We start from the raw sequence: 26,046 nt of genomic DNA on the forward strand, positions 1-26,046 counted from the left end.
ATTTATAGTGAATAGGTGTATTATTTTTTTATCACTGTCAAAATTTTTATACATAACAGGAGGACATTATGGAATTTTCATTTCCGACTATACAAGAATTTTTGGAAAGCGCTTTAACCAATCATACATGTAGCCTTGATCGCATTAAGAAAATAAACGAAAGGTTTTATTATCTCCCTTCTACTACAGAAGAATATAATTGCGCCATTATTTATGTAGATGACTCATTCACTGCATTAATTGACGCTTTTTCTTATGAATTAGCTGTTATCATCCTTAACGAAAACGATGAGCCGCTATGCTGTATAACTTCTCAGCAAATGATTCCATTTCTTTATAAGTCCTACAATGAACTACAGTCATTTTATGACACTGTAATACAAACAACTGACTCTTCTGTTACAGTCATTGATAGTAAAGAATACGTTCGAACTTGGACAGATGGCGCTGAAAAAATATTTTCAGTCAACCATAATGAGATTATTGGGCAACCGATTACTCGTTTTTTTGATTATAAAGACTTGGAAATTTTACAATCTTTACATGATGGAAAAAGCATAGTCGCTCAGTTCCATCAGCCTCGTCCCGATTTATTCGTATTAATTAATTCAAATCCAGTTTATTGTAATGATGAAATTATAGGAGCAGTCGTTTCAGAAACAGATGTTACAAATCAAGTCGCTTTAAATGAAAAACTATTTAATATGTCACATGAAATGCACCGTTTAGAACAAGAAGTGGCAAAGTATAAAGATGAATCCGATCCATTCCTTGCGATGAATGGGAAAAGTCCTGTTATACAAAGAACGATACAATTAGCTAGAAAAGTTTGTTCTGTAAAATCAACTGTTTTAATACTTGGGGAAAGCGGAGTTGGAAAAGAAGTATTTGCGAAAGCAATTCATGAAGCAAGTGAGGCAGCGAAGGCGCCTTTCATTTCGATTAACTGCGGGGCAATTCCAGAAGCGTTATTTGAAAGTGAATTATTCGGTTACGAGCGTGGGGCGTTTTCTGGAGCAAATAGTAAAGGAAAAAAAGGTAAAATTGAACTCGCGCAAGGCGGTACTTTATTTCTTGATGAAATAGGTGAAATGCCACTTGATATGCAAGTAAAACTGTTACGTGTACTGCAAGAGCGAAAGTATTACCGAGTTGGTGGTGAAAAAGAAATTAATATTGATTTCCGTATTATCGCTGCTACAAATCGTGATTTACAAGAAGAAATGAGAAAAGGAACTTTCCGAGAAGATTTATATTACCGCTTAAATGTAGTTAGTTTGCAGATTCCACCGCTGCGCGAAAGACGCGAGGATATTATTGAATTAACCTATTCTTTCTTAAACGATTTTTCAATCAACTACAACAGACCAATTCGTGACCTACCTTCAAGCATTATGCATGAACTGCTTCATTACAATTGGCCAGGTAATATTCGCGAACTTCGAAACGTTGTTGAACGGCTTGTGGTATTCGCAACAGACGGAATTATAAAACAAGAATATTTACCATTTCATACGACTGAAACTTTAGACAACCATACAGCTCATTCCCTATTACTCAGCAACAATAATACAATCCTTTCTTTACAAGAAGAGATGGATGAGCATGAGAAAAAAGTTATTGAAAGGGCTTTACGAATTTTAAATGGGAATAAATTAGAATGCGCAAAACAACTTGGTGTAACAAGGGCTACTTTATATAACCGTTTAAAGAAACTTGGACTTCAATAAAGAATCAGTATGCACCAATCAGGCGTTTACAGGTAGCCCTCTCTCCCTCCTCTATATTGGCATGATTTTTGCATATATAATTTGTGAAAATCGAACTAGAGGAGGAATACACGTGACAAATAAAAACAACTTAATCGTTTGTCGTTGTGAAGAGGTTACATATGGGCAACTTCAATCGACAATTGCTGAATATAACTGCTCGGCAAGAGAATTAAAATTAAGAACACGTGCTGGCATGGGATTTTGCGGTGGTCGCACATGCAGAATAATGATAGATCGAATGATTGAAAATGTGAATCTTGACGTAACTCTTAATGAACTACCGTTAAAATATCAACCACCAATACGTGCAGTTACTTTTGGATCAGTAGGTGAAAGTAAATGAGTAGAATTACACATCACCCTATTTTAGGTACTTTACAAAGTAGTGAGCGTATTACCTTTCAATTTAACGGTCATCAATACGAAGCATATGAACATGAAACGATAGCTGCTGCCCTGTTAGCAAATGAAATAAGGACATTAAGAGTTCATGAAGATAGCGGAACACCGCGAGGTATTTATTGTAATATCGGGCACTGTTCCGAATGCCGCGTGACAGTAAATAATCAAACAAATGTACGCGCATGCTTAACTGTTGTAGAAGAAAACATGGTTGTTGAAAGCGGGAAACAGCATCCGAATATCGTGAGAGAGATGGTGAAAAAGCGATGAGTGATGTAATTATTATAGGTGCAGGGCCAGCGGGATTATCTGCTTCTATCTCTTGTGCTCGTTTCGGACTAAAAGTGCTCGTTATTGATGAATTTATGAAGCCAGGCGGGAGATTGTTAGGACAGTTGCATCAAGAGCCTACTGGAGAATGGTGGAACGGAATAGAAGAATCGAAGCGACTTCATGAAGAAGCAGAATCACTTTCAGTACATATCAGGTGCGGTGTTTCGGTCTATAATTTAGATAGAGATGAAAACAATTGGTTTGTACATACTAATATCGGTACGTTAGAAGCACCTTTCGTACTACTTGCTACTGGAGCTGCGGAATATTCTATTCCCCTTCCTGGCTGGACACTTCCAGGAGTGATGTCAATTGGAGCAGCTCAAGTTATGACAAATGTTCACCGCGTGCAAGTTGGAAAAAAAGGAATTATTATTGGTGCTAACATTTTGTCTTTCGCCATTTTAAGTGAATTGCAATTAGCGGGAATTACAGTGGATCATATTGTACTCCCTGAGAAAAGCGAGTTAAGTCAAAAAGCTGGTGAACCTGAAGAAGTTTTAAACTCTCTTTTAAATGCAGCTCACCTCGCTCCTTCTGCTTTCTTGCGAATAGGTAGCCACTTTATGAAATTTGATTGGATTCGAAAAGCTGGATTAACATTCTATCCAAACAACGGAATGAAAATAAACGGAACGCCACTTCACCTTCGGAAAGCAGCTCTTGAAATTATCGGAACAGATCAAGTTGAAGGTGTACGTATTGCTAATATTGACTCTAAAGGAAATGTTATTAATGGAACAGAGAAAATATACGAAGCAGATTTTGTATGTATTGCCGGGGGATTATACCCACTTGCCGAACTTGCAGCTGTAGCTGGTTGTCCCTTCCATTACATTTCAGAATTAGGTGGACACGTTCCTCTCCATTCTGAAGCAATGGAAACCCCTCTTCCCGGTTTATTTGTAGCCGGCAATATTACAGGCATTGAAAGCGGAAAAATTGCGATGGCGCAAGGAACAGTTGCAGGTCTATCTATTGCTAAATATGCAAGTAAAAAACCTGATATAGTCGACCAACAATTATCTCACGCCATTCAAAACGTTCACTTTGTTCGTCAGAAAGCTACAATTCAGTTTAATCCTATGCTAGATATCGGTAGACGAAAAATGAATGAAATTTGGCGTGATTATTCTTCTACATATGCACATACTAAAAAGAGCTGTTGAGATTATTCTCAACAGCTCTTTTTTCTAGTCATCTGAGTTATTAAATTTCGCTAATGCGTAAATGCCTTCTTCATCATCTAATTCAAGTTGTAATCTCGCTGCGAATGGATTGACATTATATTCTCTGTCAAGCAATAAGCGTAAAGCTTCGATTAAGTTTGCTTGAATTAAAATTTGCTGGCGACCATTTACCTCTACTTCCGCAGAGAAACCGTAGTCGTCATCATACATGAGTTCAACTAACACTTCTTCTGGACCCACTTGTCTTTTTTCAGCGATATATACGCAAAGCGCATTTATAAGCTCTTGTTCAGAAATTTTTATTGTTTCCATGCTACTTCATCTGCTTTCTTCTTACGTTGGTCTTTGAAGTATTTAAATGCACGAACTGCTAACATTACGATACCAGCCATTACTAACATATTTACCATAAACGCTAATACAGAACCAAGAGCTCCCATATTTGCAAATAAGCTACCCATTAGTAAACCACCAAGACCACCTAGTAATAAACCTTTCATAAAGCTTCCTTTATTACTTTTTGGTGCCGTGTTTGTTGCTTTCGTTTTTGAATCTGGAGTCGTTTTTTGAGAATTTACATTTGAGTCTTTTTTGTTTAAATCAACTTTTGACTTTTGACCTGAACTTGGTGTAAATGATTTTTTACCAGATTTGTAACTTTTCGCTGCTGCATGATCTACGAACATAAAGCTGCTAGCCCCAAAGATAACCATGAATGCTGTCATTACTGCTACAAGTTTTTTCAACATATTATATCCATTCTCCTTTTATATAGATATATGTGAAATCTATCTTTCTAGTAAATTCAGAATGATAGATTTGTTTTTAAGAACATTTTAAAGGTTCTTATGAACTTATTATATGAACTTTTGTCGAAATATGCAAGTATTATTTACTTTCAACAGTTTGGTCACAAAGGAAAAATTAAGCAAAACAGAATTGACTTTAAATGAAACAAAACATATTATAAGTTCATAAGAACTTTTTATTATTTTGGAGGTGAAAAGATGGAAACATTTCATCTCACACGAAACGAAATGGCTACCCTTCTTCTATCACTAAGAGGATGGAATACGAAAAAGCCTCTCGGTATTTTACAAGAAGCTTGGGCAAAGTCACATAAAAAAGATATTGAAAGCGGACAAAGCGTTACAGCTTTTATTACTACCGCACTTTCACCTATTTTTGAAAAGCTGATTAAAATTGACGATACTGATGTCGGTTTTTCTTTAAATGAAATAGTTGCGCTTGGCAATCAGATTGAAAACACAAGTTTCTCTGTAACTGCTATGCAAAACTGGGTGAAACGAGATATAAAAGAAATGATTGGCTCTCCTCAAAAAGGGAAAAAATATTCAATTGAACAAGCAGCCTTACTATTTATTGTCGAAGATTTAAAAACAGCACTTGATTTTGAATCCATTCGTAAGCTATTACGCCTTATTGTAAATGACCCAGCCGATCGAAGTGATGATTTAATCAATCCTGTTCATTTATATGTAGCATACTCTTCTCTATTTGAAGAACTCAATCAAGGGAATTGCTTACAATTAAATGCAACAGATACCGTTCATACAATTGAAAACATCGTAAAAGAAAAAGCTGATAAAATCGCAAGCAAGTTCGATCAAATTAATAACGAACAACGCGAAGCAATTCGTAACGCTATTATTATTGCGACCCTTTCTGTACATACCGCATATGTACAAATGTTAGCAAAGCGTTACGTAACAGCAACTTTATTTTTACAGAACTTAGATGTGAAGCCTTAAAAAATAGGAGCAGAAATGCTTCTATTTTTTTATGAGAAATTTTTAATAATCTTTTCATTAACCCTTCATGAAAACGCGGCTTATATCTTTTACTATAATAATTATGAGAGACATAAAAGAATTGAAATAGCAATCCCCTATGTAAATAAGGTATAATCTACATATAGTGAACCTTTTACGTCATTAAATAAAAGGTTCTTATACTCAAAAATTCATAAACTAGAAGGTGCAACAATGTTAAGTAGTTTTATTCATTCAGTATTAACGTTTTTTGAAGGATTAGGTTATTGGGGCATTATGCTTGGACTTATGATTGAAATTATCCCAAGTGAAATTGTCCTTGCTTATGCAGGATACTTAGTATTCAATGGAAGTATCTCATTTATAGGCGCTGTTGTATTCGGTACAATTGGCGGTGTTATTGCTCAAATCTTTATTTATTGGCTTGGACGATACGGCGGACGCCCTATATTAGAACGTTACGGAAAATATATTTTCATACATAAAAAACAAATAGATGCTGCAGAAGATTGGTTTAATCGTTACGGAACTGGCGTCATTTTTACAGCACGCTTCATTCCAGTAGTGCGTCATGCGATTTCAATTCCTGCTGGTATTACAAAAATGCCATTACTACGTTTCACTACATTAACAGCACTTGCGATTATCCCTTGGTCTATTATTTTCATTTATTTAGGTGAAAAACTAGGTGAAAATTGGGAGAATATAAATGATATTGCTGGTCCGTATGTGAAATCATTCGCAATTGGTGGCGTCGTACTTATACTTTTATACTTCGTTATAAAAAAATGGACAAAAAAGCGTAAAAATCTCGCTTAAGAATATAATAAAAACCGCTATAAATTCATTCGGAATTATAGCGGTTTTTTATTTATATATGAATTAATCTTCAGGAATTATATAACACCTTTCCATCTACATTTACATGGATAAGCAACCATTTAATCATTTCTTTCGTATATTATCTCAAAAAGGAGTGATTCCCCTATGCATTGGCAGCAAAAAATACCGTACTTAATCGGACGCCCTATCGGCATTTCCTTCATAAATGGGCAAGGAACTTCTGGTGTATTATGTTCAGCGCATGATGGTCAATTATATGTGTATGAATACCTTTATCAAGCTCAGTTTGCAATGAAACATTATGATTATAGACAGATTCAAGATATACATGCATTCCCAAATTGTCCTCACCAAAATCCTCTATACTAAAAAAATCGGAACGGCTCATAGCCATTCCGATTTCTATACTTTATTTCTCAGAATAAAATTTCTGCACTGCTTCATCAAAATAAATCCAACCTTTCCAGCCCAAATGAATCGTATCTTTTAAGAAATACTTATCATATTCATGACCAGAGAAATCAATTACTGGATATCCTGCTTTCTCAACCTGTTCTCGAACTTTTTTATAATACACTTCACGGCGTTCTTTCGGGAAGCCAGTATAATCATACCAGGGCCCATTTACAGGTACAGAAATAAAGAGTGGTTTGACATTTTTCTCTTTAAATAACTCTAAAATAATTTGTAAATCATCGTATTCTGGTGATTCATCATATGTTTCATTTGCTCTAAAGTTTTTTAAACCTTTTAGTTTTTTCTTCAGATTATTCTTATGATAATACGGATTTTCAATTCCGAATGTATTTGTAGTAGACTCAGCTTTCCCTTCTTGTTCTGCGTGTTTACGTGCGTCTTCCCAAGAAATTGAACGAAGTCCGATATTTGTTTTCTCCTTCATCGGTTCGATTTTAAATAAAGAGTTAAATATATCTCTATGATCTAAAATATTTCGATGCATATAAGCAAGTGGTTTAACTAAACCTGCTTTTATGTTATGTTTCGTATCATTATATACAATACCTTCTAATGAATTTTTTAATATATCATCTTCTTGAACAACTTTATAATCTAATAGCCGTTTCGCGATTTGCTTCTTCATTTCTGGATTTATCTCATCATTAAAAATAAAATGATATGCTTGTTGTTTGGAGAAATTATTAGTGAAATCCCCTTGTGATACACCAGTCTTTGTAAACCATTGTGGTGAAAGAACAAAGACTACTTTTTTACCTTCTAATTCATCCATAGTAGATGTCATATTTAAAATATGAGCTAAACTTTGTGTACCGCCAGTTCCAATTAAAAACGGTGTAAAACCAGCTGGATTTACTTTGAAATAATTAGACGGATGATATGCATCCATTCGTAAAAATTCTGATGAACCGTACATCGGTAAATACTGTGAATTCTCTAACATTTTTTGCTGTAAGAAAACACTTTGTAATTTCTCTTTTTGTAAAGAAGTTGCCGCATCTTCTACCTTCTTATCACTAATAAGCGATACTAAACTTTTCGATGGGATTAGAATGATAATGAAAAAAAGCACACATGCTAAAATTATAGGACCAAAAGCATGCTTCATTTTCATCTTCTGTCCCTCTTTCTATCGTTATTAAATTGTAACCCTTGTTTTTGACACGTCATCTTTTCTCTCCTTTGTCTCTATACATGTCCCATTCTATTTATCTATTATATACATGTATGTATTTCCTTCCTTGTTCTATTAAGCCCTATATAAATAGCGCAAGAAAATGTTTCCATAGAAACATGTTAATTATACAAGATTCTACATAAATTTCACACTGGAATTTTAGTAATAATTTTATTTTTTAACAATAAAAAAACATATGAAATGTCTAGAATTCTTCGGATGATGTATGAAGTTCAAAATATGATAATAAACGCCCGCTATGATTAACTTCATGAGTATATATAAACCCGAGCTTTCGTAAAAGTTTTTTCGAGCTCTCATTTGCTACTTTAACTCTAGCAATTATTCTTGTTACATTCAAAGTCTCTATTGCATATTTAATGGAAGCCTCTGCTGCTTCTAATGCATACCCATTCCTCCAATGTTCTGGGTCAAGGAGATACATAATTTCTATTGCACCTGTTTCATCTACCTTTCTTAAACCACAATGTCCTAAAAGCTTTCCTGTTTCACTATTAAATAACAACCATACCCCGAAGTCATACTGTTCCCAATGTAAGATAAGTTGCCCAATATAATCATTTGTTTCTTCCTTCGACATTCCTCTTGATTTAGCCAACCATTTGCCAACAGTATCTTTTTTTAATATGTTATAAAACTGATTAATATCTTCTACAATTGGTTTCCTCATAAATAATCTTTTTGTATAAATTACTTTCTCTTCTTCAAACATAGACATCATTTCCCCTCCAAATACTGTTTACAGACTAATAAATTATACCATGAACTATTTTTCTAACTTTAAATAAGAAAAACAGACTATCACATACATGAAGTCTGTTTCTCCATTCTTTTATTTTTGTACATCTGCCCATTTTAAACTTGTAGCTGGACCAAATTGATGTACATATAAATCTTTCACATATGGTTTTTGTAAGTAAGATAATCCGCGCTGGAATACCGGTGCAATTACTGCATCATCAAGTAGCATTTTTTCAGCATCTTGCATTGCTTTCCAGCGAGCCTTTTCATCATTACCTAATTCTGTTTTAATCTTCTTAATTAACGCATCATATTCTGGGTTTGCATATTCTGTATTATTGACGCTACTTCCAGAAAGGAATACTTCTAAGTAAGTCATTGGATCTGGATAATCTGGTAACCAGCGTGATAACGACATTTCATATTCTTTCTTCTTCTCAAGTGCTAATTTTTGCGTATGTGGTTGTAATTTCACATTCACTTTTAATCCTGGTAAGTTTTTCTCAAGCTGCTCTTTAATGTACTCTCCAACTTTTTTAAAGTTTTCCAAGTCATAATTTAATAGTTCTAACGTCACTTCATTTGTACCTGTCTCTTGTTTTGCTTTCTCCCAATATTCCTTCGCCTGTTTTACATTTGTCTTATTAAACTCACCAGCCGTACTTCTAAAATCTTTCTTATCTGGGCCCTTTAAAAATCCTTTTGGTACGTAATAGTTTGCTGCAACCGATCCATCATTTAAAAATGAATCTGCGAGTCCCTTCTTATCAAAAACTGTACTTAGCGCAAGACGTGCATTTTTATTTTTAAGAATCGGTACATTTTCATTAAATCGGAAGAAGTACATAACTGGATCTGTATATTGTTTTAACTCTTTATTATTTTTATATTTATCTACGAATTCTGTAGAAATAACAGCTCTATCAACTTTATCTGTTTCATATAAATTTACCGCAGTTGAAATTTCTTTTACAATTTGATAGTTTACTTCATCTAACTTCACTTCTTTTTTATCCCAATACTTATCGTTTTTCTTCATTGTAAAGCTAGCTTCATGCTTCCACTCTGATAATGTAAACGGTCCATTATATACCACTTTATTTGCTTCTAATCCATATTTATCACCTTGCTCTTTCGCATATTTTTCGTTAATTGGATAGAAGGATGGTAAAATTAATAATTTCGTAAAATACGGTACAGGATGTTCTAGCTCTACGACGAATGTTTTATCATCCTTCGCTTTTACTCCTAATTCATCTAGACCTAGTTGTTTTTTATTTATCTTCTCAGCATTTTTTACATCGTACGCAATGTATGCATATTGAGAAGCAGTATCTGGATTTACCAATTGCTTCCAAGCGTATACGTAATCATGAGCGGTTACTGGCTCTCCGTTAGACCATTTCGCATCACGTAATTGGAATGTATATGTTTTTCCATCTTTACTCACTTCATATTTTTGTGCGCCGGCTTCAATTACTTCATCATTTTTCGATAGACGAAATAGTCCTTCCATTACGTTATTCAAAACGTTAAACGAGACTGCATCTGTTACTTTCCCTGAATTTAACGACGGAATTTCACCTGTTTCTAGTAACTGTAATACTTTCTTCTCATCTTTCGGCTTTGTTGCAGTTTTTTCTTTTGCGCAACCAACTAAAAATGAAGAAACTAATAGAGTACTAACTAATGAGTAACGAACAACTTTTTTCATTTAAAAACCCCCTTCTATTTTTAAGGTAAGTAACGACGAGCACCAGCGTATTCTTCTATATATCCTGGTGTATTTAGCGGTATAATCTCTACCGACCTTTCAGCTCTTGGTGAGTGAATCATATTGCCATCACCAATATACATTGCAACGTGATGGACACTACCTTTCCCTTGATCATGTGCAAAGAAAATTAAATCTCCTTTTTGTAGATTTTCTTTATCAACTGCAACCCCTGCTCTTGATTGCGGTCCAGAATCTCGCGGAATTGTAATGCCGTGCGATTTATAGATCGTATGTGTGAAGCCAGAGCAATCAAATCCAAAACCACTTGTACCAGCCCATATATACGGTAAGCCTAAAAACATTTTCCCTGTGTTAATTAAATCATCGGCCGCCGGAGTTGGAATATCAGTTTGAGATCGGTAAACTGTTCCATCATTTTTTCGTAGCCATGCTTTCTGACCATTTGGCAACAATACACGGTATGAAATTGTGTCTTCACTTAATAGCGGCAGTCTTGTATTATAACTGACTTCAAGTGATTTATGTTTTTCAGAAGGATTTATATATAAAATCGCTGTTGGTTTAGTTATTAAGACAAAAGGTTCATTTGTTTTATCTGCAAATTCTTGATTATATGTTAATTGTTTTTCAGGCATCCAGCCCGGATAACCTTCTTCATTTCGTGGTGTTGGCTGTCCATGCACTAATACCTTCACCCATTCGCCTTTCTTATCAATAACAGTTACTTCTTGACCGAGTAAAGCTTGTGTTTCTAATTTATTTGCATTTGTTAACCATAGTTTCTCGTCAAGTGTCATTGATTTCGTCCATTTCCATAGATCCACTGGATTTGTTGCACTCGGTGTATCGATTGGTCTTAATGAATCAGGTGCTGTCCATAACGTTGCAGCAGATACATCTATAAATGCTTTATTATCCTTCTTTTCTTCAGCATTTGCCGATGTAAACGATGAAAATATAAATAAAGTTGTTAAAAATGCAGTTCCTACTTTTTTCATATATATCCCCCTTAAAAGATAGTTTACTTGTCTCTTCTCCTAAGATTTACTATTCACTGTCGATTGAAGGTTTACCTTTGATCCAGAATAAGTCATTCCTTCTGGCTCTTCCATTAACCAAAGCGGTGCATCAAGATCAAAATAATGAATATTAGGATGCGCTGCCGCTAAATGCGCAACAGCACTAACGGAAAGTGAAGACTCCATCATGCTGCCCACCATACACTTCACACCAGCTGTTTCTGCGATATCAGCAATACGCCATGCTTCACGTATGCCACCACATTTCATTAATTTAATATTAATGAAGTCTGCATATCTTCCTTGAACGAGCTTTAATGCGTCACTTGCTGAAAATATACTTTCATCGGCCATAATCGGCGTTTGCACACGATCTTTGACGTACTTTAACCCATCCCAATCTTTCGCGTGTACTGGTTGTTCAATAAATTCTATATTTAAATTACGATTTTCCATCTCTTGAATGATAGAGACCGCTTCTTTTGGACTCCAACCTTGATTCGCATCTAAACGTAATGTCGTATTTCTTGGTACCACATTTCGAATTGCCTCAATACGTTCCAAATCTAAATGCGCCTCTTTACCCACTTTAATCTTTAATGTTTGAAATCCTTTTTCTATATGTTTCTTCGCTTCTTTTGCCATTAATACAGGCTCATCTACACTCACTGTAATATCGGTATGAATTTCTTTCTTCCCGCCTAACAATGCATATAACGGCACATTTTGATATTGGCAATATACATCATATAAAGCGATATCTACCGCTGCTTTTGCACTTGAATTTCCAATACAACTCATTTGAATGCGCTGTAGTAACTGCTGAAATTGAATGATATTTTGACCAATTAAACATGAACGCATCGGCCCTAAAATCGCTTCTTCCATTCCGCTGGTGAAATCCCCCGTAATAACTGGCGTTGCGGCTGCAGCCCCCTTACCAATCACTCCTTCGTCTGTATGAATATAAACATCTATACTTTCAATTTCGGTTACAGTACGAAGCGCGGTTTTAAACGGTGTATGCAGTTTTACACGTCTACGATTTACTTTTACATCTGTAATTTTCATTTTGTTCATCCTTTCGTTCTCCAATGAAGTGAAATTTTAATCCACCGGAGATTTATACCCACGGATTATTAGGTAAACCCATTGGGCATTTACTCTCCTATCTCTCTACTTTATTTTCGTTTGCTTTTGATGTAGGACGATAATGTGAAATAAAAAAATCCAGCCATAAGAATGATTCTTACGGCTGGATTTTGTCTATGATTGAGTAGACAAAGCAGCAATCTGATTATATTTTTTCTGTGCATCTTTTAGCGCTACAAGTAACGCTTTTTGAGAAGAACCGAAATATCGGTTCTTTACTTCCATTACTAACGCCGGGTCATTTATATTTTTATGTAGAAATAAATATTTAACAAATTGAGATGTTAATGCAATTGTCGCTGAGCAGTCTGCATCTACAATTTCCCCTGTATCCTTAACAAGTATAAATGCTACGAAATAGCTTTTAAACTTTTCAGTAATGGGATTATTTTGAGGTGCTTTCGCATCCCCTACGATATAAATTGTATTTGAGGCGTACACAGCTATCTTCCTTTCTTATACGAGGATAACGGGTTTCTTAATAGTCGTATGAGCGAGGAACTCAACGTTGATTAAAAAATGTATCCGCTTACCTTGTATTATAATATAATTGACAGAATTTTAACAACATTTATTTTAGTGCATATTCCATATTTATGAAAATAGCTTAAACTCTTCATTTCTACAATATGTGATTGTTCCTTGTACCATGACATTCATACATAAAAAACTGCACCCCCAATTGTTAGACGGTGTCTAACAATTGGGGGTGCAGTTCAATGGCTAACTGTTTTTATTACTTTGGCATCACAAATATAGTTTCATTTGACTTAGAAAATTGATACTCTTTTCTCGCTAACTTCAAAATTTCTTCCTCATCGTCTGTTAAATTTTCTATGTTAGTCTTTAAAGAATCTTTATCTTTCTTTAAAGATACTAATTGCTTCTTTTGATCCGTAATCGTATCTTTCTTTTTATCAATTACTTCTTGTTGTTTCGTTAAAATATATTGAACATATAGAGTAGTTGCCGCAATAAAAAGGACCATTAAAATAAGTCGCCTTAACTTCTTTTTATTTATCCTACGCTTGTCACTAGGTTGTGATAATTGCTCTGGTATATTAGGAACATTTACTCGCTCGAGTTTCCTCATTCAAATCCCCCTAACCCATATTTTTCACTACCATCGGCACGTTTTCTTACTAAACTAAATTCTATTCTTATAAAATAAACTCCTTCACAAAAATATCCCATAAATTAACCAATTAAAGATAGCATTCGACGACATTTCCATATTTACACCGATTTTTTTTATACATGCTGCTATAAAATAGTAGTTTCTGTAATTCTTTTTCTACTATTGTAGAAGAGTTTTTTCACACACAAAATTCCTTCCCCACATATCCATGTTATAACATGCTTACAAGGAGGGGGAATATGTATTACCGCACATTAGGTAAAACTGGAATAACTGTTTCTGAAATAGGTTTTGGCGCATGGGCAATCGGTGGTGATGAATGGGGACCTGTTAACGATAAACAATCTATAACCGCTATAAAAAAAGCAATTGAGTGTGGTGTGAATTTTATTGATACTGCGGATGTGTATGGTTTAGGACATAGTGAAAAGTTGGTAGCTACCGCGATTAAAGGACATCGTAATGATATTATCCTATCAACGAAAGGTGGTTTAATCGGACATCACTACGACCCTAATGGAGTTCCTGTATATGATACTCCCGAAAAAATCATCGCCGTATTCGAAACAAGTTTACAACGTCTTCAAACAGATTATATTGATCTTTATTTTTGTCATATTTGGTGGCATAATCGTAGAGAAACAGAAGCATTTCTACATGCATTTGACATATTAAAACGTGATGGCAAAGTAAGAGCAGTCGGTGTTTCGACTCATGATTTACAATACATTCATCATTTCAATAACAACAACGAAATTGATATCGTACAACTTGATTACAATATATTAAATCGAAAACCAGAAAAAGATATATTACCATTCTTACAAGAGAAAAATCTAGGAGCTGTTATTCGTGGTCCATTAAAAATGGGCATTTTAACTGGAAAATTCACAAATAAAACAATTTTTCCAGATGGAGATTTACGCAAAGATTGGCCAAATGAAACTTGGTTTCAAGAAGACTTACAAACCGTAGAGAAACTTCGGCTGCTCTCAAATAAAAATCAGACCCTAGGGCAACTTGCACTTCGCTATGTACTCTCTCATCCGGCAGTAAGTGTTGTAATTCCTGGTGCAAAAACAGGAACACAAGCACAAGAAAATGCAAATGCATCTGTTCGCCCTATTTTGAGTGATGAAGAGCTTAACTATATTCATTCAATATAAAAAGCCCAATCCGGGCTTTTTAATTTGGCAAACTAATATCATACTCCATTCGCTTCGCTGTGTCCTCCGCAACATGCACACCTAACAAGTTTTTCACAATATGAAATGCCATATTAATTCCAGCTGAAATTCCGGCAGATGTTATAATATGTCCTTCATCTACAAACTTTACATTTTCTATAACTTCAACATTTTGAAACTCATTTTTAAACTTTTCAATACTAGCCCAATGTGTTGTTGCTTTTAAACCTTCCAGTAAACCTGCTTTCGCCAGTAATAGCGCTCCTGTACAAACTGAAGTCATCAGCTTTACTTCTTTCATTTGTTGGCGAATCCATTTTATTACTATTTCATTTTTCATTTCATATTTTCTAGCACCTAGTCCACCCGGAATTATTAAAATATCCACTGGTGGTAAATTTTCAATACTATAATCTGGCTGTACCTTCAATCCATTCCTTGCTGTAATCATTTCCCCATTCTCGCTAACTGTATAAACAGTAAATGTTTTTTCTCCATTCACCTCAGTCACAGAAAAAACTTCAAATGGCCCTGCAAAGTCTAACACTTCTACTTCATTAAATAAAAATATACCAACACTCCATTTATTCATCATAAGTTCACTTCCTGTTTCAAATGATGTAAAAGGTGATTATATCCTTTTTCTAATGCAATATCATACGCTGTTTTCCCATCATTTTTCTTAATCATCTTATTAGCTCCATTTTTAAGGAGCAACATAATTATTTCTTCATTTCCTAATAATGCTGCTTCGTGGAGTCCTGTCCAGCCACCACTTTGCATAATATTTACATCTGATCCTTTTTCAATTAAGAAAGCGACAAGTTCACTTTGCTTGTTCGCAATTGCCGCTTGCAAAGGTGTATTTTCATTTTCGTTTTTCGCTCTACTATGTAAATCTGCACCGCTTTCTAAAAGAAAACTCGCTATTTCTTTCTGTCCAAAATAAGCTGCTAAATGAAGTGGTGTCCAGCCATCTTCACTACATTCGTTAACAATACTTGGACTCGCCTTTATAAACTTCACTACTTTTTCCTTATTACCACTTATCACAGCTTGTGCTATTGATTGTAAATGCTCCATAATAATCTCCCATCCTTCAAAATATTTAAGCATCTCCTTCTACATGTTCTATTAATTATTATATTTTCCTTTTAAAATCTTAAGTTTACATAATAATATTATATATATTACTTTTTTGTGCTTAATGGCTGAATAGCAATAATGTTAAAAATACTGCCTTTAAACAATGAAGACCATGATTTCATTAGAGTTACTGAAAAAGCAAGCAAAAAACTATACACATAGTTTTCATCATATTTGTTCAGTTTCATGAACTAAAACAGGTAATGTTTATTCTGCTATTTATGCTTTCAACATATCAAATAATATTATTCCAATAAAAAACAATCCATTTTAAAAATGGATTGTTTTTTATTTCTGTTTTATGCGGTTTATTTTATTTTTGTATTTTCAATGATGAAATAATTATATTTACAAAAATGAAACGCTACTATCTTAGCCCCTCTTATAGTAAGTTTTTCGTTCGAAAACAAAAATATAATTTCACCTTACAATTGAAAAAACATATGTAAAAGTTTCTAAAACAGCTGCCTTATCATACTAATCTATAGCAATTCTGTCTTCTTCCCTTACCTGTTTCCTTTAACACATACGATTTTAAAACTAGCGCCGTTAATGCATCTGTTAATGTTTTATATGATAAATTTGATAATGCCAATAGATCGTTCGTATATAACATTCTATGCTTCTCTAATAATAATAGTACTAATCGTTCAGACGGTTTTAATGCCTCATCACTTTCTAGTATAAAGTCTATATTTTTCATTTCTCTAATTACTACTCCTTATATAAAAAAATACTTTAGGTGCTAATTTAATATAAAAATAATACATAACAAAATTTGAAATATATTAAAATAACATTGTTTTAAAACACTATTATACTATAACATATAAAAAGCATTTCCCGAAATAGGAAATGCTTTTTATATTGGTTATATAATTCTTCAAAAACTACATTTAAAAACGGTTAGTCATTCTCTAAATATGAATGACTAACCGTCTTCCAGCTTCTTCTCAATTAACATGTTTTACCTTAAATATTTCTTGCAATATGTGGCTTACTGTAATGACTTGTTCCACCGCCACCTACTACTACTTTACCACCTTTTTCGAAAATTAATAATTTACTTGAACCATCTGCAAGAAGCACTATTACTTCAGCATTATTACTTGTTGCTATATAAATTACATAACCACTCTTTGATATACAAGTTTCCCAATTCGCATCAAATTCTGATCTTACTACACGATTTGAATACACTTGATTTTCAATTCTATCTTGTTCTACGTTTTCCAAATTTATTCTCCCCTCTTCCCTGCATAGTTATATATATTAAAATAGCACCATCTAAAATAGTGACCGATTTTAACATAAATAGTATATGTAATTAGTAGGAGAATGCTTGGACAATAGAAACGAAATAGACTTCGGGAATTTTACAATTGAAACTTCTCTTTAATCATTTCCGCTACTTCTTTTGCACTCAAATACGTGTTATTAATTTTTATATACTCTTCTTTTTCAATTTCACCATGAAGAGAGTTTAATCTATGCATTTTCATCGTTTCTTTCAAATTATTTTCAGACCACTCAATATCTCTTTTTTTCGGTTTATGTTCTAATCTATTCGGGCTTTTATTTCGTTCTAATCTTTCATCTAATTCCGCTTCCAGCTCTACAAAATACACTGTCCCACCTTTTGATTCAAAAATATTTTCTACATGATGTATATAATCCCAATCCTCTTGGAGGTCAAATGCCCATATATACGTAAAAATCATTCCAGATAAATCACTTTTAGATACTTCTTCAAATATTTCATTACGAAATAAACTTACTAGTCTTTTTGCTTCTTTCGTACTGTAATCAAAAATTGGACTTACTAAATCAATTGTCATGTGGTTATGAAAAAGTTTTAAACCAGTTAATGTTGCTAATTCTTGCCCCACTGTCATTTTCCCAACTGCTTGTGGGCCAAATATTAATATAAGTTTCATTTATTTCCCTCCAATCTTTCTCTATAAACCATTACATAAAATAAAAAATAAGACAGCCGATTTTAAAACGATTGCCTTATTTTTTATTCATAGTTTTAGTTCTATTCTTTTCGCACAGCTTCAAAAGTAATCATTTGATTTGCATTTGACGGTTCTTTTTCATAAACATATTCAGCAGAGCAAGTAATGTTTGAGAAACCTATACTTTCTAAAAGAAGTATAAACTCTTCTATTCCATACCAGCGCAGCGCAAAGCGTTGCAATTCTGTTTGTACTAACTGTCCTTTACTCCACTTTTCATATTTCAAATATGATACAGTAACTTGGTTCAGCCAATCTATTTCAATTGATTTATTTTCTAATGTGATTCCGTCTCCGCTTGGCAAAGAGAAAGTCGATGTATGAATTTCCCCAGTCTTCCATTTATGCGGGAGCATAATATCTACGATTAATCGTCCACCTGGATTAAGATGTTCATAAAAACATATTAATGCATTTATAGAATCCAAACGATTTTCAATTAAACAAAAAGATCCAGTAGGAATGATAATTGCTTCATATTTATGCGGAAGTGAAAATTGTTGCAAGCTTCCTTCATATAAATTAGGATGTAAGCCTCTCTCTTTACAGCGCTTACGGCAAGAATCTAGCATTTCAGGTGAATAATCTATCCCATCCACTTTAAAACCAGCCTCTAGAAGCGGAATGATGACACGCCCTGAACCTACTGCGGCTTCGAGGATTCTTCCTCTACAATCTTTTAAACGTTCTTTGTAATACTCAATATCACCATTTAAAGAATAACCGACTGGTTTTGTGTAATCATACAGTTCCGTACAAAGTGTACTATAAAAACTAAACATTTATTTTCTCCTCCGTTTTTACGTACGGAAGATTTCAATTCAACTAATCTTCCTGTACCTCTAATTTTAATGAGATTTCGAAAGAGCTGACTATCATAATATATCACTCACTTTCCATAGAATATAATGATATTGTATTACATACCCTTCCAATTTGAAATATAAAAATTAAAAATTCAGACTACAAATTAAAGAGCTTACTTTAGTAAGCTCTTTAGAAAAAATATTTATTTCACAATCGGCAATGTCACTTCACTTAATTTCACTGTAAGTTTCGTGCCAGCTTTCGGTCTAATTGTATAATCATAATCACTTGCAATTAAAACAACTCCGATTTGATGCCCCACTTTAAATACATAATCATCTGGCTGCATATCCCATGTAAATGTATAATCTTTGCCCGCTTGAATCGCTGTTGAATTTTCTATACTCTTTACGTTTTGTGGATCCATCCAGCCTCTCGTTACGATTTCCGGCTTCGCTCCTCCATAGTCAACAAGTAACGCTGTTAAATTTGATACAGATCGATCAATATTTCCTGTAATTGAAATCTTTGGTGTACCACTTATACGCGTATCTTTTTGCAGTACAGGCATTGTATATACTAATCGATTTGCTACTTCTAATTCTGGATTTGCTACTAATTGGTTTGATTTTATTTGTGCATCATCTAAGAATGAGAAAACTTTATTAGCCGATCCCATACTTAGTGGCAAATTGACTGATTTATTGCTTAAATACATACGGATTTTTGAAGGTACAGCTGCTGGATCTGGCCAATTTTTTATCTTTTGCCACGTTTTATTTTCTCTTTGCACATCAACCATTGGTTCATCCATAATTCCATTTTCAATTCCGTACAACCAATAATCTAACCATTTATTTTGTGTTTGCTGCCAGTTATTACTTGATGTCCCACCATGACCACCTTGGTGTAGCCACATTTTACGCGGAACATTATTTTCTCCAAGTGCTTCCCACCATTGCGCGAACTGTTTCGTTTTAACATTCCAATCGTTTAAACCATGAACAACAAATACACTCGCTTTTACATTTTTAGCATCTTTTACATAGTTACGTTTATCCCAAAAATCATTATAATTACCTGTTTTTCGGTCTTGTCCAGCCGTTAACTCTTTTATAACTTGTCCGCAAACTTCAGGGTTTTCCCTTGTCAGTACTGCTTCTGCCATATTATCTGTATCTTCTCCTTGATATCCGCCTGGAGCAATGACTGCACCATTTGCACGATAATAATCATACCAACTACTAATTGCTGCGATTGGAATAATTGTTTTTAAACCTTCAACTCCAGTAGTCGCAACAGCATTTGGTAATGTACCATTATAAGAAACTCCAGTCATACCTACATTGCCTGTAGACCAATTTGCCTGAACTTCCTCACCCTGTTCTGTAAATGCTTTCGCGCGACCGTTTACCCAATCAATAACAGATTTTGTCCCAAGTATCTCTTGTTCATCTCCAGTTGTAGGGCATCCATCTGATTTTCCAGTACCGATACTTTCGCCTAAAATAACTGCATAACCTCTTGGCACGTAATAGTTCCCATACGAACCAAGATTAATCGCTCCATACGGTTTTCCTTCATACGCATACAATTCTTCATCTACATTATATACAGGAACATCTTTTAATCCAGATCGATATGGACTCATTTCATAAATAACAGGAACTTTCACATTCGGATCTGTCTTTGGACGCATAACTTTTATCGATACTCTGTCTTTCTTACCGTCTCGATCACTATCAACTTCTGTCTCTACATATAAATTTTCGATAATAGCTTCATCGAGAGAATAAATCGGTTTTGTCATCCCATTTTCTAATTCAATTTTCGTATTTTTAGTCTCTTCCTTCTTCTCTGCATGCACATCCATAGTAAAGCTAGGTATAATTGTTGCAGATAGCATTGCTGACAGTGTAATTGCCATTTTCTTTTTACTCAAAATATTCCCTCCCCTTATTCGTTCTCTTTTACTATATAACAAAATAACTGAAAATTCAGTTTTATTTTTATATAAAAGTTGAGAAACTCAAAGATTTCTTATTAAGTAAAATTTAATGGAGGTGTGAAATTATTTTCCCACTCCCAGCTTCTATATAAAGTGAGCCCTCACCAATCGGGCGTTTACGAGCAGCGGGGCCCCCACCTAACTTCTTTGCTTCCGCTGAATTTTGAGTTTTGGGGTCTTACTGCCCGGCAAATAGCGGGATAAATAGAGAAAAAGACAACCGATATTTCTATCGCTTGCCTTACATTCCATTTATTATTTTTCTAACTCTTTAAAGGTATCTTTCAAGTCTTTATCAGATACCTTTATATCTGCATTTTTAAGCAGTTCTCTAGTAACTTGTTGATGGAATTGAGGATCTTGTATACGTTGCTGTTCTAATTCTTTACGAATATTCTCTTTCTCTTCCTCATACGGTTTAAGCTCTTTTTTATCCGTTAGCTTAATAATATGATATCCGAAAGAAGATTTAACAGGTTCACTCAATTGACCAACTTCTAACTTATACGCAGCATCCTCAAATTCTTTCACCATCATACCAGGTCCAAATTCAGATAGTTCCCCACCTTTTTCTTTAGAACCTGGATCCTCTGAATATTGTTTAGCCAATGCCGCGAAATCTTCGCCACTATTTAATTTTTCTTTAATTTCTTTTGCTGTCTTTTCATCTTTTACTAAAATATGGCTAACTTGAAGCTTTGGCTTATAATGATCTTTAATATCTTTTTCCGTTACGGTTGCTTTAATAGCTTTTTCAAAAGCAAAAGTAAGCTTTAATTTCTCTTTCAACTGATCTTCATTTTTCACACCATTGGATTCCATATATGTATTAAAATTATCGCCCATCTTGTCTTTTAATTCTTTTAGTTGTTTCGTTACCTCTTCATCCGTAACTTTATATTTATCATGTAATACTTTTTCTACTACCATTTCAGATAAATTCTGTTTACCGTAGTTTTCTTTTAATTTTTTGTTAAAATCACTTTCTGAAATGCTTCCTGATTTTGTCGTTACAATATTATCTGATGAACCACATGCAGATAAAGATAACGTCATACCCATTAAAATGCTACCAATTACTAATTTCTTTCTTTTCAAATCTGAATACCTCACTTCATTAAATTCAAATATAACTATGTAAATATAACGTTTTCCTGTGAACTTCACGTGAATTTAATGAAAGTAGAACATTTGCTAATTCTCCATTTAATACATCAATTTCGAAAATTATGGTGATTCATCCTATATCGCTAATCTCTAAAGCTGCAAAAAGGACTAATATTTTCATTAGTCCTTTTTCACATTTATATAAAATTGAATTTCTCCATCTATAGAGGAAACTCCATATTCAAAACCATGCCTTTCTAAAATACTTTTCACTATCGCTAGTCCTAATCCTGTACCTGATTTTTCTTTACTACGAGAAGATTCTAGTACGTAAAAAGGCTCCCAAATTTTCTCGATATCCTTAATTTTATCCGTAGGAATGCCATTTTTTATTTGGAAATATATACTTTTATTTCTATCTTCTAATGTAATTATTATGTTTTGATTTGCTGTATATTTTATCGCATTAGAAATTAAATTTTGAAACACCATTCTCATTTTATTTAAATCTGCATAAACGATTGTATTGCCCGCATTACAATTTACTTGCAAGTTAATTTCTTTCGAATCCAGTTCAATCTGATGCTTATCTAATATACTCTGAACCAGTGGTTCAATGGGGAATTCTTCTTTTTGTAAAATATCTCTTTCTAGTTTAGAAAATCGTAATAGTTCTTCAATTAAGTTTGATATTTGATCTGTTTGTTTAATAATTGTATCTACATAAGTCCCATCATCTAATCCATCTTTAATCCCCATAGAGTATGCTTTTACTAATGCGATCGGTGTCTTTAATTCATGCGTTACATCACCCATAAATCGTTTTAAATGTTCATTACGATCAGTTAAGTCTTGATGTGCTTCATGTAGTTTTTCACTCATGATATTAATACTATTGGCCAACTCTCCTATTTCATCATTCGTTTTCACTTTCGTTCTTTTAAACTGCAAATGTGAAATATCCTGAGCCACATCACTTAACTCTTTCAGTGGTGTCGTTATTATTTTTGAAAGTATCCACACAAGTAAAATAATAAGAAGGAGCGAGAAACATAGGATATATAAGTAAAATGTATTTAACGTATTTATAATTTCATTTGAATTCGCAATGGAAGTCCCAATTAAAATTATCGTATCATCTTTCGCAATATATTTAGCAAAAAAACTCGCTTTTACCTTTCCTTGATCGTACAGTTTATTCGATTGCCCTTCCGTCTTCACTTTCATAACTTCGTCTTTCGTAATCCAAAGCTTATTTAACGTTACTTTCTTTTTCGTAAGTTGCATGCGTAACGCGTCGTTCATAGCATCTTCTGACTGATTAATTGGCGTATACGCAATTGTAACGTTATTTTCAATTTCAATTGTATGAATAACATCTTCTAAATCATTGACTGGCGCATTTTGTATTTGAGTTGTAAATTCATTTAAGTTTTCACGTGTTTTATAAATATTATATTTCGGCAGGAGAAAGTTAATTAATAATAAAGAAATTGTAAATATAAGAATAACGGTTAAAGAAATGCTGAGAAATAGCTTTTTCCCAAGTTTATTCACTTTGTTCCTCCAAACTATAACCCAGCCCACGATGCGTCTTAATAATATTTTCTCCAATTTTTTTACGCAGCCTTCTTACATGTGTATCAACCGTTCTCTCTTCTCCAAAATAGTCAAATCCCCATACAATGTCTAACAATTTTTTACGAGTTAAAATAGTTCCTTTATGATTTAAAAAGCATTTTATTAATTCGAGCTCTGTTTTTGTAATTTCTAACTCTATATCATTTTTATATACTTTATTTTTGGCAAAATTTATCTTTACATCTTGTACTTGAATAATATCATCATGCTGAATAAGTTTTTTCGCTCGCGTAATTAGTACTCCTGGATGAAATGGTTTTTTTACGTACTCATCTGCCCCACTTTGAAGCGCTGCTAATTCATCTTCACTTTCACTTTTCGCCGTAAGCATTAATACTTTTACGCTTGAATTCTTTTTTATTTCCTGACAGACAGTAATACCACTATGTTTCGGCATCATCCAATCCAAAATAGCTAAATCAATTTTTTCATCATAAAATATTTGAAGTGCTTCCTCTCCGTCTTTCGCTAATAATACTTCAAAGCCTTCTTTTTCAAAATAAGCTTTTAAAATCCTTAACATATCTTGTTCGTCATCTGCAATTAAAACTTTCATATTTTTTCCTCCATTGCTTTTAAACAAAAACCAATTGTATCATACAACATCCTTGTTACATGAATGTGACAGAAAAATATTTAAAGCTTTTGAGGGGATAGTAATGGTGAGGTGTTGTACTATGATAAAAAAAATCGGGGTCATTTCTCTTCTTCTATTTCTATTATCAACAAATGCGTTCGCAAATACAAATCAACAAATTGAAGTATTTGATTGTCAAAAAGAAATGGTCATTCAAAAACAATCTTTAGATCCAGTAATCCAAAAAGAAGCAGTTCAATACGCTAAAGCAATAACTGGTCCATTTAAAAACTTAAATGTCGTTCCAAAAGATGGCTATATGATAAAAATCCCTTTATCTAAGCCGGTTTCTATTACTAATCAATGGTTACACACTACAATAGACGAAGTACTTATACTGCTCCCACTAAATGAAAAGCCTTATATTATGCTTTATGATGATGAAAATAATCCGCATTTTTATTATGTAAAAGGTAAACCAAGATTATTATTGAAACAAATGAAGGTTAAGTTATAATGTAAGAAAGATCCCACAAATATGATTTGCGGGATCTTTCTTTATCAATTAACAATTTGATTTTCATTTAAAAAATGAATAACCTGTCTTTTATGATGGTTATCATGATCTACAAATTCTTTAATAATATATATAAGAGAATATGGCGTTCCGGTATGAGGACAATGTGATACTCCATTGGCCGTTAAAGGTTTCTTTAGATTTCCAGCAGATAGTAATCTAAGTTCTTTTACGAGTAACTCTCTTTTAGCTTTTGCTTCTTCAAGAAGTTTCATCTTAGATATACCGGATTTGGCATAACTAGATGCTAGTTTATTATATGTATCAAAATCAGGGAACTCCATTCCCTTCCCATCTCTCACTGATGATAATGTCTCACGTAATAGATAGTCATCCCAGTTCATAATATGAGATATTATTTCGCCAATAGTCCATTTCCCCTCTGATATTGGTGCCACCCACAATTCCTCTTTCATACCTTTCAATGTATTTATCCAAATTGAATATTCATTGAAATCATTAATAATTTTATTTTCTCCCATCATCCAATTCTCCATTCTAATATTAGATTCTTATAAATTATAACATCAATCTACATGAAACAGAACAAAAGTTCTACTGGAGAAGTAAACAATAATTCACTATATCCTTTTATATAAGTTCAAATAATGGCTCACTCCCATATATTTTGTCCCTTTCAGAAATCCACTCGAAGTATAAAATTTGTCACCCTGTACTGTATCTGTATTTAAAACAACAATATTAAAATGTTTTTTCGCATCGTTTATAATTCTCGCTAATAATAACCTCCCTAATCCTTTCCTTCGGTATTTTTTTGCAATATAAAATCTCCTTATCCTACCAATCTTATTGTTTATTGTATATGGATCCTCATTTAACCCTCCTATTCCAATTAACTTTTCCCCTTGAAAAATCCCATATAAGCATTCACCAGTTTTATTAAACGTGTTTATTTTATTTTCATATTCACTTATTAGTTTTATTAGGAAATAAAATCCTTCGTCTTTGCTTTCCTGAACAAGATAATCGTGTTCGTATATCATTAAATCTTCAATTTGTTGAATATGTATATCTTTCAAGTAAATCTCCCCTTACTATGAAAATACATAAAAATGCTCTAGAATTTTTGATTCTGAGCATTTTTATGATTGTTATCTTATTCAATTCGTAGTATGTGTATTCTTCACTTTAGATATAAATCGATAATATAGTTGTTTAATT

The 26,046-nt window shown here is 33.5% G+C and carries 30 protein-coding genes; 9 read left to right on the top strand and 21 right to left on the bottom strand.

All coding sequences use genetic code 11. The annotated features are described in order from the left end of the window. Positions 1 to 68 precede the first annotated feature (68 nt). From ACZDYH_RS16105 to ACZDYH_RS16120, 4 genes are all read left to right on the top strand, one after another. Complete coding sequence (locus ACZDYH_RS16105; RefSeq protein ID WP_166695099.1) at positions 69 to 1,730, top strand: sigma-54 interaction domain-containing protein; 1,662 nt, start codon at positions 69 to 71, stop codon at positions 1,728 to 1,730. Positions 1,731 to 1,842: 112 nt separating this feature from the next. Beyond that, positions 1,843 to 2,115: a (2Fe-2S)-binding protein gene (locus ACZDYH_RS16110; RefSeq protein WP_113303591.1), complete on the top strand. Its 273-nt coding sequence runs from the start codon at positions 1,843 to 1,845 to the stop codon at positions 2,113 to 2,115. After that, complete coding sequence (locus ACZDYH_RS16115; protein ID WP_000087063.1) at positions 2,112 to 2,444, top strand: (2Fe-2S)-binding protein; 333 nt, start codon at positions 2,112 to 2,114, stop codon at positions 2,442 to 2,444. Before ACZDYH_RS16110 ends, ACZDYH_RS16115 begins: the two co-directional genes overlap by 4 nt. Continuing rightward, positions 2,441 to 3,676 carry an NAD(P)/FAD-dependent oxidoreductase gene (locus tag ACZDYH_RS16120; RefSeq protein ID WP_001286090.1) on the top strand — a complete coding sequence of 412 codons (1,236 nt, stop codon included), beginning with the start codon at positions 2,441 to 2,443 and terminating at the stop codon, positions 3,674 to 3,676. Before ACZDYH_RS16115 ends, ACZDYH_RS16120 begins: the two co-directional genes overlap by 4 nt. A 24-nt stretch (positions 3,677 to 3,700) precedes the next feature. Here ACZDYH_RS16120 and ACZDYH_RS16125 read toward each other — a convergent pair whose 3' ends face one another. Next, positions 3,701 to 4,009, bottom strand: a complete 309-nt coding sequence (locus tag ACZDYH_RS16125; protein ID WP_000447758.1) for a YxcD family protein — start codon at positions 4,007 to 4,009, stop codon at positions 3,701 to 3,703. Further along, the gene (locus ACZDYH_RS16130; protein WP_000914478.1) at positions 3,997 to 4,446 is read right to left on the bottom strand and encodes a hypothetical protein; all 450 of its coding nucleotides are present in this window, start codon (positions 4,444 to 4,446) and stop codon (positions 3,997 to 3,999) included. Before ACZDYH_RS16130 ends, ACZDYH_RS16125 begins: the two co-directional genes overlap by 13 nt. A gap of 258 nt (positions 4,447 to 4,704) precedes the next feature. On the opposite strand from ACZDYH_RS16130, the gene ACZDYH_RS16135 reads away from it, so the two are divergent. The 3 genes from ACZDYH_RS16135 (at position 4,705) to ACZDYH_RS16145 (ending at position 6,702) form a co-directional block, all read left to right on the top strand. Beyond that, complete coding sequence (locus ACZDYH_RS16135; RefSeq protein ID WP_000447231.1) at positions 4,705 to 5,469, top strand: DUF1836 domain-containing protein; 765 nt, start codon at positions 4,705 to 4,707, stop codon at positions 5,467 to 5,469. A gap of 234 nt (positions 5,470 to 5,703) precedes the next feature. Beyond that, positions 5,704 to 6,309, top strand: coding sequence for an undecaprenyl phosphate transporter UptA (uptA, locus tag ACZDYH_RS16140; protein ID WP_000952913.1), 606 nt, complete (start codon positions 5,704 to 5,706; stop codon positions 6,307 to 6,309). Positions 6,310 to 6,477: 168 nt separating this feature from the next. Continuing rightward, positions 6,478 to 6,702, top strand: a complete 225-nt coding sequence (locus ACZDYH_RS16145; protein ID WP_000558689.1) for a hypothetical protein — start codon at positions 6,478 to 6,480, stop codon at positions 6,700 to 6,702. 40 nt (positions 6,703 to 6,742) lie between these two features. Here the strand turns inward: ACZDYH_RS16145 and dltD are convergent, their stop codons facing one another. From dltD to ACZDYH_RS16180, 7 genes are all read right to left on the bottom strand, one after another. Next, positions 6,743 to 7,924, bottom strand: coding sequence for a D-alanyl-lipoteichoic acid biosynthesis protein DltD (gene dltD / locus ACZDYH_RS16150; RefSeq protein ID WP_173600649.1), 1,182 nt, complete (start codon positions 7,922 to 7,924; stop codon positions 6,743 to 6,745). Positions 7,925 to 8,192: 268 nt separating this feature from the next. After that, on the bottom strand, positions 8,193 to 8,726 hold the full coding sequence (locus ACZDYH_RS16155) for a GNAT family N-acetyltransferase (protein ID WP_000061617.1): 534 nt from the start codon (positions 8,724 to 8,726) through the stop codon (positions 8,193 to 8,195). Between the two features lie 114 nt (positions 8,727 to 8,840). Then, a complete protein-coding gene (locus ACZDYH_RS16160; RefSeq protein ID WP_474886616.1) occupies positions 8,841 to 10,463 on the bottom strand; it encodes a peptide ABC transporter substrate-binding protein in 1,623 nt (540 codons plus the stop codon). Between the two features lie 20 nt (positions 10,464 to 10,483). Further along, the gene (locus ACZDYH_RS16165; protein ID WP_006921880.1) at positions 10,484 to 11,485 is read right to left on the bottom strand and encodes a C40 family peptidase; all 1,002 of its coding nucleotides are present in this window, start codon (positions 11,483 to 11,485) and stop codon (positions 10,484 to 10,486) included. Between the two features lie 39 nt (positions 11,486 to 11,524). Further along, positions 11,525 to 12,586, bottom strand: a complete 1,062-nt coding sequence (locus ACZDYH_RS16170) for a dipeptide epimerase (protein WP_001038463.1) — start codon at positions 12,584 to 12,586, stop codon at positions 11,525 to 11,527. Positions 12,587 to 12,772: 186 nt separating this feature from the next. Continuing rightward, positions 12,773 to 13,099: a DUF3870 domain-containing protein gene (locus tag ACZDYH_RS16175; RefSeq protein ID WP_000271312.1), complete on the bottom strand. Its 327-nt coding sequence runs from the start codon at positions 13,097 to 13,099 to the stop codon at positions 12,773 to 12,775. A gap of 295 nt (positions 13,100 to 13,394) precedes the next feature. Then, positions 13,395 to 13,751 (bottom strand): FtsB family cell division protein, encoded by a 357-nt coding sequence (locus ACZDYH_RS16180; RefSeq protein ID WP_001228371.1) that lies wholly within the window; start codon positions 13,749 to 13,751, stop codon positions 13,395 to 13,397. 284 nt (positions 13,752 to 14,035) lie between these two features. Between ACZDYH_RS16180 and ACZDYH_RS16185 the strand changes: the two genes are divergently transcribed. After that, the gene (locus tag ACZDYH_RS16185; RefSeq protein ID WP_006921876.1) at positions 14,036 to 14,962 is read left to right on the top strand and encodes an aldo/keto reductase; all 927 of its coding nucleotides are present in this window, start codon (positions 14,036 to 14,038) and stop codon (positions 14,960 to 14,962) included. Positions 14,963 to 14,981: 19 nt separating this feature from the next. Here ACZDYH_RS16185 and ACZDYH_RS16190 read toward each other — a convergent pair whose 3' ends face one another. From ACZDYH_RS16190 to ACZDYH_RS16235, 10 genes are all read right to left on the bottom strand, one after another. After that, complete coding sequence (locus ACZDYH_RS16190) at positions 14,982 to 15,578, bottom strand: DJ-1/PfpI family protein (RefSeq protein ID WP_006921875.1); 597 nt, start codon at positions 15,576 to 15,578, stop codon at positions 14,982 to 14,984. Next, positions 15,575 to 16,066 carry an ankyrin repeat domain-containing protein gene (locus ACZDYH_RS16195; RefSeq protein ID WP_000400684.1) on the bottom strand — a complete coding sequence of 164 codons (492 nt, stop codon included), beginning with the start codon at positions 16,064 to 16,066 and terminating at the stop codon, positions 15,575 to 15,577. The genes ACZDYH_RS16190 and ACZDYH_RS16195 overlap by 4 nt, the downstream gene beginning before the upstream one ends. A 535-nt stretch (positions 16,067 to 16,601) precedes the next feature. After that, positions 16,602 to 16,832, bottom strand: a complete 231-nt coding sequence (locus ACZDYH_RS16200; RefSeq protein ID WP_000789029.1) for a hypothetical protein — start codon at positions 16,830 to 16,832, stop codon at positions 16,602 to 16,604. Between the two features lie 269 nt (positions 16,833 to 17,101). Then, positions 17,102 to 17,365, bottom strand: a complete 264-nt coding sequence (locus ACZDYH_RS16205) for a hypothetical protein (RefSeq protein WP_000432421.1) — start codon at positions 17,363 to 17,365, stop codon at positions 17,102 to 17,104. 140 nt (positions 17,366 to 17,505) lie between these two features. Then, positions 17,506 to 18,066: an AAA family ATPase gene (locus tag ACZDYH_RS16210; protein ID WP_000767065.1), complete on the bottom strand. Its 561-nt coding sequence runs from the start codon at positions 18,064 to 18,066 to the stop codon at positions 17,506 to 17,508. 101 nt (positions 18,067 to 18,167) lie between these two features. Beyond that, the gene (locus ACZDYH_RS16215) at positions 18,168 to 18,929 is read right to left on the bottom strand and encodes a class I SAM-dependent methyltransferase (protein WP_000490912.1); all 762 of its coding nucleotides are present in this window, start codon (positions 18,927 to 18,929) and stop codon (positions 18,168 to 18,170) included. Positions 18,930 to 19,156: 227 nt separating this feature from the next. Continuing rightward, the gene (locus ACZDYH_RS16220) at positions 19,157 to 20,896 is read right to left on the bottom strand and encodes a Xaa-Pro dipeptidyl-peptidase (protein WP_000038293.1); all 1,740 of its coding nucleotides are present in this window, start codon (positions 20,894 to 20,896) and stop codon (positions 19,157 to 19,159) included. Positions 20,897 to 21,217: 321 nt separating this feature from the next. Continuing rightward, positions 21,218 to 22,060, bottom strand: coding sequence for a peptidylprolyl isomerase PrsA (locus ACZDYH_RS16225; protein ID WP_002204764.1), 843 nt, complete (start codon positions 22,058 to 22,060; stop codon positions 21,218 to 21,220). A 189-nt stretch (positions 22,061 to 22,249) separates the two neighbouring features. Next, a complete protein-coding gene (locus ACZDYH_RS16230) occupies positions 22,250 to 23,626 on the bottom strand; it encodes a sensor histidine kinase (protein WP_086404902.1) in 1,377 nt (458 codons plus the stop codon). Further along, positions 23,619 to 24,266: a response regulator transcription factor gene (locus tag ACZDYH_RS16235; RefSeq protein WP_000865979.1), complete on the bottom strand. Its 648-nt coding sequence runs from the start codon at positions 24,264 to 24,266 to the stop codon at positions 23,619 to 23,621. The genes ACZDYH_RS16230 and ACZDYH_RS16235 overlap by 8 nt, the downstream gene beginning before the upstream one ends. Positions 24,267 to 24,387: 121 nt before the next feature. Here ACZDYH_RS16235 and ACZDYH_RS16240 point away from each other — a divergent pair, with 121 nt between their 5' ends. After that, entirely contained in the window at positions 24,388 to 24,804 is a 417-nt protein-coding gene (locus tag ACZDYH_RS16240) for a hypothetical protein (RefSeq protein WP_048656225.1), read from the top strand. 44 nt (positions 24,805 to 24,848) lie between these two features. Here the strand turns inward: ACZDYH_RS16240 and ACZDYH_RS16245 are convergent, their stop codons facing one another. Both ACZDYH_RS16245 and ACZDYH_RS16250 read right to left on the bottom strand, forming a co-directional pair. After that, on the bottom strand, positions 24,849 to 25,346 hold the full coding sequence (locus ACZDYH_RS16245; protein WP_000504410.1) for a DinB family protein: 498 nt from the start codon (positions 25,344 to 25,346) through the stop codon (positions 24,849 to 24,851). Positions 25,347 to 25,445: 99 nt separating this feature from the next. Continuing rightward, positions 25,446 to 25,904: a GNAT family N-acetyltransferase gene (locus ACZDYH_RS16250; protein ID WP_000651656.1), complete on the bottom strand. Its 459-nt coding sequence runs from the start codon at positions 25,902 to 25,904 to the stop codon at positions 25,446 to 25,448. Positions 25,905 to 26,046 lie beyond the last annotated feature (142 nt).

It is taken from the genome of Bacillus sp. EB V-12 (assembly GCF_056158125.1).